Below are 11,786 nucleotides of genomic sequence, written 5' to 3'. Positions count from 1 at the left end.
ACAATCCTGACGGAGGTGCCCTATGACCGAACGACAAACGTTCTCAGCCGAATTCAAACGCGAAGCCGTACGCCTGCTCGAAAGCGGAGACCGGAAAGCCGCTGCTTTAGCCCGAGATCTGGGCGTGCGGCGCAACTTGCTCTACAAATGGCGAGACGAGATACGCAGCAAGGGCGATGACGCCTTTTCTCGCAAACCGGGCCCGAAGCCGGCCGCCGAGGCCAGCGAGGTCGAACGACTTCGCAAAGAGCTCGAAGCCGTTAAAGCCGAACGCGACATCTTAAAAAAAGCGGCGGCGTACTTCGCCAGAGAGCTGCCATGAAGTACGCCTGGATCGCGCAGCATCGCCAGTCCCATTCGATCACGACCTGTTGCCGGGCCCTGGGCGTAAGCCGTTCGGGCTTCTACGCCTGGCGCCAGCGTGGCCCGAGTGCTCGAGCCCAGGCTGATAAAGCGCTGACGCAACGGATTCTGAAACTGCACCGTCAAACGCGCCAAGCCTACGGAAGCCGCAAGATTCAAGCGGCCCTGCGGCAAGATGGCGTCTGTGTTGGAAAGCATCGTGTGGCTCGTCTGCGACGCGAAGCCGGTATCGTCACGCGCCGTCGGCGGCGGTTTCTGATCCCGGGCCGGGCGAAACGCCAACAATGGATGGCACCGAACCGGCTCAATCGGGATTTCTCTGTCGCAGCGCCGGATCGTGTCTGGGTGGGCGATATCACCTTTATCGGCTTGCCCAACCGCTGGCTCTATCTGGCCGTACTCGTCGATCTCTATGCGCGACGTGTCGTTGGCTGGTCGATGTCGAACCGGATCAATCAGCCCTTGATCATGAATGCGCTCGATATGGCGATACAGCGCAGACAACCAGAGCCGGGACTCATCCACCACTCGGATCAGGGCGCGTTGTATAGCGGCCACGCGTATCGTGATTATTTGGCCCGACGACAGATCACGCCGAGCATGAGCCGCAAGGGCAACTGCTGGGATAATGCGGTCGCCGAAAGCTTCTTCAGTACGCTGAAAAACGAACTGATCTGGGGCCGGCGGTTCGAATCGCCATCACAGGCCAAATCGGCGATCTTCGACTACATCGAGGTCTTTTATAACCGACAGCGACTACACCAATCGCTGAACTATCAAACACCGGAGAGCTACGAACGTAAGCTAGCCACTAACCCCTGATCTGGCTGTCCGAAAACGCCGGGACATCTCAGTATATTTAATTCAAGCATCGTGTTACCCCAGTTTGCTCTGGTCGCGTATTCGGTGGATTCAGATCGCGCTGTCCCCAGATCGCGCCAGGCCCCCGATAGCCGGCTTGGGCAGCCACGCGGGCGATCGGGTGCGGTGTACGGATCGCTCCCAAGCAGTCGTTATAATCGGCCGCCAATCCATAAAGCCGGCCCGCGGGGTTCTGTGCAGCGTCTATCGCAGCCTGAGGCGGACTGGGGTGCGCGATGACTCCTGCGTTTTTTGCATTGCTATTCGTGCTGGCTGTCAGCATTCCATGGTGGCTTCGCTACCAGCGCCACCGCAAAGTGTCGCGGCGGCTGGCCGCGCAGCATGAGGCCGATACGCTATCGCCGCGGGACCGGCTGGCGGTTGCCCTGGCGTATCCGCACGAGGTGCTGATCGATGGCCGCGTGCATGCCACGGAAGGCGAGTTCAGCGTCACGGGCGGTACGGGCTCCGACGGGCGAATCTACATCGGCGATTTATGGGTGCGCGTGCATGAAAGCCTTCTGGCGTCGATCGCGCCGTACTGCACCGCCCGCGTCGTACGTGCCTGGGACAAGTCGCTGGTGGTCGAGCTTAACGGCGTACCCGTGCTGCCCACGCTGGTAGCGGGCGATACGCTGCCGGAAATCGACCCAGACCACGGCGTGCGACTGATGGGCGAATACCGTGAGAGCGGCGCCGATTTTCGCCTGCGTTTGAGCGACAGCGCTGTCGAAACCGGTGGCTTGCGGGTGATAAGCGCGAGCCTGATCGCTCTGGGCGCGGTGATCGTGATGCTGGCTGTGCCGAGTGTGCACCCGGTGTGGTTCGGGGTCGGCTGCCTGCCGCTCGTCTGGGGGCTGCTCGTCTATAAGCCCGGGTCGAGCGTGGGCATGTACAAGCAGGGCGAGCGCCTGTTCCGGGTGCGCGGCCGTGTGAGCGTGGCCGATTGTGAAGCGGGTATACCGGGCAGCGAACGAATCGGCGAGCTAACCGGCGATGCGCAAGCGCGCCTATCTCAGATGATGATTCACCAGGCGGCCACCGGGCCGGTGGTTAGCTCGGCCCAGCGATGGCCGGTGGTGCTGATCGGCAATATCGTGTTTCGCTACCCCGAACACTGGCTCGAAACCCTGCGCGGGCGTACCCCGGCGGTCGCCGACGTTACGGTAACGGAGCGCGGCCGCGTGATCAGCCATGGCGCGTTGTCGCGCTACAACGAGCTGAAACGCTTTCCGCCCGTGGATTGGCGCTCGCACGCGTTGGTGGCCGGTTTGGCCATGGCGGCGATTGCTATCGCACTTGTCAGCGGCACGCGGGCCTACCGCATGCCCGTGGATCTTGCGACCAGTGCATCGGCGCTGGACTGGCTCGATCGGTTGCCGGCGACGCTGGTGTTCTATGGCCTGGCGGGGCTTGGCGTGTATCACGGTGTTTGTGCCGTGGTGCGACTGTTGCGCGGGCGCGATCGCAGGGCGCGCCTCGCGCGCTGGTTGGATACGCAATAATGCGCCGCGAACGCCGGCGGGTGGTGACCTTGTCGTGGCCGCACACGAAACAGCGACCGGCTACGTCGCTGATGCGGGGACAGCGCTGATGCGGGGACAGTATACGGAACTCGTGAACCGGCTAGCGGGCTCTGCGCTAAGCGCGTCCAGAAATCCGAATTAAGGATGCGGCCCCGATGCGCGGGCGTTGGCTCGAAGCGGTAGGACCGCACGGGATTCGCGCCTGGCATCGGTGGCCGGCACCTCATACATAAAAACCCCGCGGGAGAACCCGCGGGGCGTGCTAGGCGTCGAGCCGTGGCCCGGGGCCGCCGGTCTTCTCAGGAGGACGAGGCGTCGCCGTCTGCGTTGGCGTCAGACGGCTCGGAAGATTCGGACTGTTCCGGGCTTGCCGGCTCCGAATCAGCCTGTTCCGGATCGGCCTGTTCCGAGCCCGAAACGCTGCCGCTTCCATCCTCGACTTGCGTGTTCGCGTCGTCGCGTGTGACACGCCAGATGGCGTTTGTCAGGTCGTCGGCAACGAGGACTGCGCCATCCGGGGTGACGGTAACGCCGACGGGGCGGCCGCGGGTCTTGTTGTCTTCGGTGAGAAAGCCGGAAACGAAGTCGACCGGGTCGCCCGCGGGCTTCCCGTTCTCGAACGGGATGAACACGACGCGATAGCCCACCGGGTCGCCGCGGTTCCAGCTGCCGTGTTCGCCCACGAACACGCCGTTGGCGAATTCGCCGCCGACCTGCGCATTCGAGAAGTCGACACCCAGCGGTGCGTGGTGCGAGCCAAGGCTGTAATCGGGCGCGATGGCGGCTTTGACCTTGTCCGGGTTTTCGGGTTTGACGCGCGTGTCGACGTGTTGGCCCCAGTAGCTGTACGGCCAGCCATAGAAGCCGCCTTCCTGCACGGTCGTCAGGTAATCGGGCACCAGATTCGGGCCGAGTTCGTCGCGCTCGTTGACCACGGCCCAGAGCTGGTTGCTATCCGGCTGGATGGCCAGATCGGTGGGGTTGCGCAGACCGGTGGCGTAGGCGCGATGGGCGCCGGTTTCGCGGTCGATCTCCCAGATTTCGGCGCGATCGACCTCGGCTTCCATACCGCGCTCGGTGATGTTGCTGTTGGAGCCGATTCCCACATACAGATGCTGGCCATCCGCGCTGGCGGTCATCGCCTTGGTCCAGTGGTGATTGATCTCGGCCGGCAAGGGCGTGATCAGTTCCGGCGCGCCACTGGCCTCAAGCTGGCCCTCCTCGTAGTCGAAACGAACGAGCGCGTCCTGATTGGCCACGTAGAGGTCGTTTCCGACCAGCGCGAGGCCATAGGGCGCGTTGAGGTTGCGGGCGAACACGGTCTGTTTTTCGTAGGTACCGTCGCCGTCGGCGTCGCGCAGCAGGGTCAGCCGGTCGCCGCTGTCGACCGAGGTGGTGCCCTGGGATTTGATGATGCCGGCGATGAAGTCCTTCGGCCGTTTCTTGGGCGCTTTGCCGCCGCCCTTGCCCTCGGCGACCAGAATATCGCCATTGGGCAGCACGATCGTCTGGCGCGGCACCTTGAGATCGGTCGCGATGGCGTTGATCGTGTAGCCGTCCGGCACGGTGGGCTTTTCGTCGCCCCAGGGGGCCGGCTCGGGAATCGTCATGTTGGGCAGCAGGCCGCGCTGCGGTTCGGGCAGGTTCGGGTTGGGGCCGAACTGTTGGGCGGTGTCCGCGGCCTGCATGCTACCGGCGGCCAGCGCCATGGCCACCGCGGTGCTGTAGAGAATGGCTTGCGTTTTCATGAGCGGACTCCGCGACCGAGACGAGAAAAGCCGAGCAGCGTGGCGGCGCAGGAAAGCACGGCGACGGCGATCGACAGCACGAAACCTGTGGGCATCATCGCCCAGGCATCGCGCGCATGGACCAGGGCGTTGATGAAGCCCAGGATCCAGGTCACCAGAAGTAACCCGAAATACAGAAGGTACGTGCCGCGCTTGTCTGCGCGGAACAGGCCGATCAGCGCGCACAGCATGGCGAAGCCTGTGAATACGAGCGCGCCGGCAATCAGCCAGGAGGCGAACGTGCTCCAGGTGATGAGGTAGGACGTGGCGTAGCCGTAGTCGGCCAGCGCGGCGCCGAGAAAGAGCGGGAAGCTCCCGGACAGTATCAGCGCATGAAGCGGATGAATGCCGCTTCGATACGGTTGGTGGGCGGTCGTCAAGACAGACTCCTGTGGGCGCAACCCAGAACGCGCTGCTGCGTCGGGTCTTGGTTACGCAAGTGGTTTCGGACCAGTGTATTAGGCGTGGCAAACCCCGCATAAAGTATTTCTACCTACGAGGGTGGCTGCGATCGCGATGCTGGACGGCTTGGTGTGTGAACGACACGCCCCGTCGTGCGGAGCCCTGGCCGCGAAGCACCGGCTGGGAAATCCGAGCAGGCCGGGGACGCCTCAGTGCATTTAATTCAAGCGGCGGATTGACGCGCTTGGTACGGGGCGCGTTTTAGATGCGGCGTTACATAATACTGTGCCCAAATCGCGAGCCGACTTGGACCGGGCGTCGCTAATACAAGGCTGAGTTGCCACGAAAACGGGGATTTCGATGAGAATTGTATGGGTGGTAGTTACGGCGCTCGTCATGACCGGGTGCGCGAGCCTCGATTCCTTGCCGCAGAGCGCGGACGAGGCGGCGTTCGATGGCGAGCGTGGCAAGACGGGATGGTCCGAATACCAGGATGGTGATGTCTTTCAAGGCTATAACGGCGACCAGGTTTTCGAAGCCGCGAAGGTCGGGCTCAAGCAGACGGGGTTTGCGCTCAAGAAGGTGGATCGTTCGCGGGGTATGGTGTTGGGCGAGCACGGTATTACCCCATTCGACTGGAACGTCGTGGCTGGCGTCTATCTCAAGCAAGTGGGGGCTGATACTCGCGTCCACGTGGTCGCCGAAGGGTCGAAGGATGTCGGTTTCTTCGGCGACACGACATCGGCTGACTGGCCTCGCAATATCTTGAGGAATATGCGCGAGTATCTTTACGCGACGTATTGATCGCCAGGCTCGCGGCGGCATCTGTATATGAGCACGGGGTCCGAGGCGTCTGGCGCGCCGCTCCGGTCTGGGCATCCAGACTCGCTCAGGTCGAATGGATAGGTCGATCCAGCAATTGGGCCGCCATCCGGCCTGCTTCCTGAATCGGCCCGGCGTGGCCTTCCCGCATGGCGGTGACGACAGCGCCGTCGAGTAGCAATATCCACCGGCTTGCCTGCGTTTCGGCATCCGCGTGGCCGGCGGCGCGTAGTGATTCGGCGATTCGTTCGATCAGCGCGTGTTTGTGTTCGACGGCGATCTGGTGCCAGGGGCTGTTCCGGTCTGCGGCTTCCACCATGGCGTTGATGAACGCACAGCCACGAAAATCGTTCTCGGCGTAGCGCGTGGCCATAGCGTCGAACAGCGCCAGCGGCTCGCCGTCGCAGGCCTCGAGGATGTCATCGAACATCTCTAGCCACGCGGCATCACGCCGGGCCAGTACCGCGGTAACCAGCGCATCCTTGCTTTCGAAATGGCGATAGAACGACGCGCGTCCGACGCCGGAGTCTTCCAGCAGGCGATCGATCCCGACCGCCTGAATACCGTGGCGATAAAACAAGGCCTCGGCGGAATCGAGCAGGCGTTCCCTGGCTTGCGTGGGCATGCCAGCCAGATTAGTCCAACAGCGAGCCTGTTGGAACCGATCGGTTCCATCTTGTATAAACGGTACTGAATGGTTCCATTTTGCTTTGGATGGACAACAGCCCATGGCCACGGCGATCGCTTCGCTCGCGCTAACCGCCGCACTCATCCTCGGTTCGCCGGGGCCGGCGCCCATAGCGCTTGCGGCGTCGAGCGCCACGTTCGGCCTGCGCCGTGCGCTGCCGTTTTACCTTGGCATCATGACCGGCCTTGCACTCGTGGCCTTGGCTGCGGCGGCCGGGCTCGGGGCGTTGTTCAGCCAGTTTCCCAACTTTCGGCGTGTTTTGGAGGCGGTCGCTGCGCTTTATATCGTTTATCTCGCCTACCGGATCGCCACGGCTTCGCCACCAGGCGATCCGGCGAATGCCGGCGGTGCGCCGCGCTTTCGAGACGGCGTATTGCTCAACGTGCTCAATCCGAAGAGCTACGCGGCGTTTGTTGCCATCTTTTCGCAGTCGCTACTGCCGATTGAGTCGCCGCTCTGGGCGTACGGCCTGACCGCTGGGACATGCCTTGGAGTGGCGGCATCGACCAACCTCGTGTGGATGGCGAGCGGCCAGCTGCTAACGTCCTGGCTGCGCCGCCCACGCGCGGCACGCGTGATACGTAGCGTGCTCGCCACGGCCATGGTCGCGGCGGTGTTTTGGGCGATGTTCGGTTAATACGAGCGATGAATGGATTGGCGACCGCTTTGCGTCATATGCAGAATACAACGCTTGGCCGCGAACGCCCGTTGGCGCGCTTCGGCCGGTCACGGCGCTTTTAGGGTTCGCACTCAGCGCCTTGCGCTTCACATTGCCTGGTATCTGTGATGTCCATTGCTTTGACCGTATTTCAGGGCCGCGCGGGTGATCGTAATGATCTCGCCATCCCCGGCGCCCAATCGATCGGCGAGGTATTGGCTACAGAACTCGGCATCCGTGCGACCCCCATCGGAACGCCGGAGAAAGCGCTCGGCGCCGATTGGCGTATCGAGCTTGACCAGGCGATGGCGGCCTTGCGAGACATCCAGACTCATTTCGAGCGGGTGATGGTCGAAGGCCGCAGGCCCTTGTCCGCCACAAGTCGGTGCGCGGTGTCGCTGGCGACTATTCCGGTTATTGCAAAGCATCGACCGGACGCCTGCATTGTCTGGTTCGACGCGCATGGCGATCTGAATATCCCGGAGACATCCGACAGCGGCTATTTAGGTGGCCTGGCTTTGGCAGGGCCCGCCGGTTTATGGGATTCGGGCCTCGGTGCGGGGCTGGCGCTTCACAACATCATCCTCGTGGGACAACGAGACCTCGATCCCTATGAGATCGAGTTGATCGATACGGGGCGTGTCACGCATATCAGGCCCGGGCCCGCGTTTGTCGCGCAACTCGAAGCCGCAGTCGCCGGACGCCCGGTTTATATTCATCTGGATTGCGATGTGCTTGAGCCAGGCATTGTTCCAACGGACTATGTGTGTCCGGAAGGGCTATCCCTGCAAGATATTCACGAGACCTGTGTTGCCTTGGCGCGCAGCGAGGTGATTGGCGTCGAGATCGCGGAATTCCAGCATGCGTGGCACCCCGAGCAAAGCCCCGTCTCGCCAGCGCCGTTAATCGAAGCACTCGAGCCGGTGGTCAATGGACTCAAAAGCGAGCCGACGCAGACTCGCTAGCTATTCGTTAATGCCAGCGCTGCTGCGTGACGTGGCCGTGCCGGGCGTTCGGCGAATCAGGCAGTGCCTGGCGCTTGGCGCGTGATGCGGCGAAGATCGGGCTGCCATACGCGGCTACGCAATGGGGTATCTTTGCTATTCGGGCGGGCGGATGTTGGGGGCGGGGATGGTTGGACGGGCGCAATGGGCGGTGGCATTTGCGGTATGGGCGATCGGTGGCTGGATGCCGCTTGGCGCGCAGCAAACGGATGCAGAATTCGAAACCCGTCTCGACGGGGTGATTCGCAGCGCCTGCCATGGCTACATGATCGACGCGTTGCCGGATATGCTTTCGGGCGCACGGGATTGGCTCGACGAGAATTCGCCGTTTTGTCGAGAGGTACGCAGCTTGCCTGACGACCAGCCGCTGGTACCGACGATCGAGGCATACGATGCCCTGGACGATCGGTCTATCAGCGCGTTGCGTCGTTATATGAGTGCGGATAACGAGATCGTGGTCGAATGCGGGGACTGGATGTGTCAACACGTGCGTATCGAGGCGCGTGATGCCGGCCATCCCGTCGATCAGGCTGCCTATCGCCGGGTGGCAGCGTATTGCGATGAAAACTACGAGTGCATCGAGCGCTGGTTCGACAGCTGGCCGCGGGCGTTGCCGGCGCCACAGGATTCGACCCAGGCGCAGGCGCCGATGAGCCTGGAACAGGCACGCGCGGTGGCACAGGAAAAATATATCGTGATCGATATGGCCTGCCAGTGTTCACTCGAGGCCTGGGGCTGTTATGTCGCGCCGGCAGGGCAAGCCTCGCGTATTGCATCCGAAGTGGAAGCGGCCCGCCGTCGCACCTGTATCACGTGGCATAACGAAGAAATGATGGCTGCGGAACCGACAACTGCGGCCCAGGCGCAGGCGAGCGCACAAGGGTACGCACACGCGCTGGCGGCCGTTCGACAACACGACGCGCGTGCGCTGGCCCACGGCGCCTCGATGGCCGGGCAGGGGGGTACACGACGTGGGGCCGCGACCACACAGTCGGCGCCTCAATCGGCCCAGCGCGGCGGCGCCAGCGACAATTCGCTGAGCTGTTACGACCCGCGTGCCGAAGTCTGTGTCGACTACCGTCTTGCCGGCAGCCAGGATGTGGCGCGCTTTCGCGACCAGTGCGTACGCGGCGGCAACCGGGTTCTGCCCGGCGGCTGCGATCAAAGCGGGCCCAGCTGCAGCATGCGCAGTGGCGCGCGTAGCCAAACCACCTACACGTACGCAACAGACCCCGCGCTCGTCCAGCGGGCGTGTATCGCAAACGGTGGCCGGTTTTCGCGATAGCGTGTGAACAAACGGCGGGCGGTTTTGACGCGTTCGCAGAGATTCGTGCACTGACGCCGGACGGGATCGGTCGCGTTTCGATTGCGACTTAGTGATCGGCGGCCGACGGCGCCAGCCGGAAGTGATCGAAAATCCAGTGTTTGACCGTTGTGGCGGCAGCACTTAACGGCGACTGGCGGTTGTGCACCAGAAACAGGTGGCGTCTGGCCGGCAGGGTGGTTTCGAATACCCGGCAAAGACGCCCGGCCCCCAGCGCCGGACCGCCCAGGACCGGGTCCGTAAGCCAGATGCCCAGATCGCTTTCGGCGGCCTGCATGGCGAGCATGGAATGGTCCGAGTACAGATTGTCTGTCGGCTGACCGGTCAGCCCGGCCTGCTGGATCATCCGCTGCCAGTCCGGGTGCAGGTGGTCGTGCAAGAGCGTCGTGCCGGTGAGGTCTGCTTGCGCAAGCCGAGGGAAGCGCTGACGATACGCGGGGCTGCATACGGCCATGACCTGCAGTGTTGCCAGACAGCTGCTGTGGAAAATCGGATCGGCTTCGGGCAGGTAGCGGATGGCCAGATCATGGTCCGTGCCGTCGAGCGTGGACAGCAGCGATGAGGCATGCAGTTGCAGTTCGATGTCCGGGTGGTCCTGGCGAAAGGCGGCCAGTTTGGGCCCGAACCGGATCATGGCGAAGCCCGGCGGCAGGGTGAGCCGGACGGTCCGGCTGCGATTGATACGCTGCATGGACACCGTCACCCCGAGCACCTCCGACAACGGCGGGTAAATACGTCGGTAGAACGAGTTGCCGGCCTCCGTAAGCGTGACCTGACGTGCACTACGCACAAACAGCGGCAAGCCGAGCCATTCTTCCAGCGTCTTGATCTGTTGGCTGACAGCCCCCGGCGTGACGGACAATTCGTCGGCCGCCTGCTTGAAGCTCAGCGAGCGGGCGGCGACGCAGAAGTAATACAGGGCTTTCAGGGGCGGCTGGCTCATGGCTTAGAAAACCTTATTCAAGCAGGTAAAAAATATCGTTTGTCCGTCGATTCGGGCCTGTTGAGAATAGATCAATTGATTCTGGAACGGACAGGAGCCTGGCATGCGTTTCCCCCGCCTGAGCGCATCAGCATGGATCACCCTGGGCGCGGCCTCGCTGCTGCTGATGTTTGCCTTTGGTTTTCGTGCCAGCTTCGGTCTGTTCGTCGAGCCGATCGCGCACGCCAACCAGTGGGGGCGGGATGTGATCAGCCTGGCGCTGGCCATCCAGAACCTCGCCTGGGGCGTGATCGCCGTGCTGGCCGGTGGCCTGGCGGATCGTTTCGGCAATACGAAGGTGCTGGTTAGCGGCGCGCTGCTCTATGCCCTGGGGCTCTGGTTGACCGCGGGCGTGGACTCGGTCTGGACCCTGCAGATGGGGGCGGGCGTACTCGTGGGCGCGGGTATCGCCGGGACCGGTTTCGGCATCGTGCTGCCGTTGATGGCCAAGGCGGTGAGCGAGGACGATCGGCAGTGGGTTCTGGGTGTCGGCACGGCGGCAGGTTCCATGGGGCAGTTTCTGATCGTGCCGATGGCACAGCAGCTGATCGATCTGTTCGGCTGGATCGGGGCGCTGAATGCCATGTCGCTAATGGCCATGGGGATGGTCATCCTGATCATGCCGCTGGCCCGACGGGTACGGCCCGAGCCGACAGCACCGGTGAGCGCGGTCAGCGCACAGGATTCCTTCGCCGCCACCGTGGGCCTGGCTCGCGGGCATCTGTCCTACTGGTTGCTGACGCTGGGATTTTTTGTCTGCGGGTTCCATCTGGCTTTCATCACCGTGCATTTTCCGGGCTACCTCACGGACAACGGTTTCGATCCGGATGTGGCGGCCTGGGCGATCGGGCTGATCGGGCTGTGTAACGTGGTCGGGGCGATGGTGTCGGGTTACATCTCCGGTCGGGTGTCGATGAAACGCCTGCTGATGTTCATCTATATCGCCCGCGGCATCGTGACCGTGGCCCTGCTGGTGTTGCCGCTATCGCTGACCTCCGTGCTCACCTTCAGTTGTCTGACCGGCTTTCTCTGGCTGGCGACCGTGCCACCCACGACCGGACTGGTGGCGACCATGTTCGGCACCCGCTACATGGCCACGCTGTACGGCGTGGTGTTCCTCGGCCACCAGCTGGGCAGCTTTACCGGCGTCTGGCTGGGCGGCTGGATCTACGAACGCACCGGCCATTACGACGCCATCTGGTGGACCAGTGTGGTACTGAGCCTGGTCGCGGTGGCGATGCATTGGCCGATCCGCGAGCACCGGGTGGCCAACCTGGCCCCGACCGCGGCCTGAGGTCTAGCCCGGGCGGCGCGTCCGGTCGCCGTGTTCGGCCGGTCGTGGGATTGCACGATCGCTGACACGAGGGCG

Annotated in this window: 12 protein-coding genes; 8 read left to right on the top strand and 4 right to left on the bottom strand. The window is 63.2% G+C overall.

Annotation, left to right across the window (positions count from 1 at the left end; genetic code table 11):
• Window positions 1-22 precede the first annotated feature (22 nt).
• From S4A8_RS06625 to S4A8_RS06615, 3 genes are all read left to right on the top strand, one after another.
• Window positions 23-322: a transposase gene (locus S4A8_RS06625; RefSeq protein WP_353219536.1), complete on the top strand. Its 300-nt coding sequence runs from the start codon at window positions 23-25 to the stop codon at window positions 320-322.
• Window positions 319-1,185 carry an IS3 family transposase gene (locus tag S4A8_RS06620; protein WP_353219535.1) on the top strand — a complete coding sequence of 289 codons (867 nt, stop codon included), beginning with the start codon at window positions 319-321 and terminating at the stop codon, window positions 1,183-1,185. Before S4A8_RS06625 ends, S4A8_RS06620 begins: the two co-directional genes overlap by 4 nt.
• Before the next feature lie 275 nt (window positions 1,186-1,460).
• The gene (locus S4A8_RS06615) at window positions 1,461-2,729 is read left to right on the top strand and encodes a hypothetical protein (RefSeq protein ID WP_353219534.1); all 1,269 of its coding nucleotides are present in this window, start codon (window positions 1,461-1,463) and stop codon (window positions 2,727-2,729) included.
• Window positions 2,730-3,049: 320 nt separating this feature from the next.
• On the opposite strand, the gene S4A8_RS06610 is transcribed toward S4A8_RS06615, so the two are convergent.
• Window positions 3,050-4,459 carry a PQQ-dependent sugar dehydrogenase gene (locus tag S4A8_RS06610; protein ID WP_502950711.1) on the bottom strand — a complete coding sequence of 470 codons (1,410 nt, stop codon included), beginning with the start codon at window positions 4,457-4,459 and terminating at the stop codon, window positions 3,050-3,052.
• Window positions 4,460-4,494: 35 nt separating this feature from the next.
• Complete coding sequence (locus tag S4A8_RS06605) at window positions 4,495-4,917, bottom strand: DUF2231 domain-containing protein (RefSeq protein WP_353219532.1); 423 nt, start codon at window positions 4,915-4,917, stop codon at window positions 4,495-4,497.
• A gap of 382 nt (window positions 4,918-5,299) precedes the next feature.
• Here S4A8_RS06605 and S4A8_RS06600 point away from each other — a divergent pair, with 382 nt between their 5' ends.
• On the top strand, window positions 5,300-5,743 hold the full coding sequence (locus S4A8_RS06600; RefSeq protein ID WP_353219531.1) for a hypothetical protein: 444 nt from the start codon (window positions 5,300-5,302) through the stop codon (window positions 5,741-5,743).
• Window positions 5,744-5,828: 85 nt separating this feature from the next.
• Here S4A8_RS06600 and S4A8_RS06595 read toward each other — a convergent pair whose 3' ends face one another.
• Complete coding sequence (locus S4A8_RS06595) at window positions 5,829-6,386, bottom strand: TetR/AcrR family transcriptional regulator (RefSeq protein WP_353219530.1); 558 nt, start codon at window positions 6,384-6,386, stop codon at window positions 5,829-5,831.
• Here S4A8_RS06595 and S4A8_RS06590 point away from each other — a divergent pair.
• From S4A8_RS06590 to S4A8_RS06580, 3 genes are all read left to right on the top strand, one after another.
• Window positions 6,385-7,086: a LysE family translocator gene (locus S4A8_RS06590; protein ID WP_353219529.1), complete on the top strand. Its 702-nt coding sequence runs from the start codon at window positions 6,385-6,387 to the stop codon at window positions 7,084-7,086. The two genes, S4A8_RS06595 and S4A8_RS06590, sit on opposite strands and share 2 nt — an antisense overlap.
• Before the next feature lie 149 nt (window positions 7,087-7,235).
• Window positions 7,236-8,072: an arginase family protein gene (locus S4A8_RS06585; protein ID WP_353219528.1), complete on the top strand. Its 837-nt coding sequence runs from the start codon at window positions 7,236-7,238 to the stop codon at window positions 8,070-8,072.
• Window positions 8,073-8,262: 190 nt separating this feature from the next.
• The gene (locus S4A8_RS06580) at window positions 8,263-9,396 is read left to right on the top strand and encodes a hypothetical protein (protein WP_353219527.1); all 1,134 of its coding nucleotides are present in this window, start codon (window positions 8,263-8,265) and stop codon (window positions 9,394-9,396) included.
• An 88-nt stretch (window positions 9,397-9,484) separates the two neighbouring features.
• Here the strand turns inward: S4A8_RS06580 and S4A8_RS06575 are convergent, their stop codons facing one another.
• Window positions 9,485-10,378, bottom strand: coding sequence for a LysR substrate-binding domain-containing protein (locus S4A8_RS06575; RefSeq protein ID WP_353219526.1), 894 nt, complete (start codon window positions 10,376-10,378; stop codon window positions 9,485-9,487).
• A 103-nt stretch (window positions 10,379-10,481) separates the two neighbouring features.
• Between S4A8_RS06575 and S4A8_RS06570 the strand changes: the two genes are divergently transcribed.
• Window positions 10,482-11,711, top strand: coding sequence for an MFS transporter (locus tag S4A8_RS06570; RefSeq protein WP_353219525.1), 1,230 nt, complete (start codon window positions 10,482-10,484; stop codon window positions 11,709-11,711).
• Window positions 11,712-11,786 lie beyond the last annotated feature (75 nt).

This window comes from Salinisphaera sp. S4-8 (assembly GCF_040361235.1).
Lineage (GTDB): Bacteria > Pseudomonadota > Gammaproteobacteria > Nevskiales > Salinisphaeraceae > Salinisphaera.
This window is presented reverse-complemented; position numbering and strand designations above follow the sequence as displayed.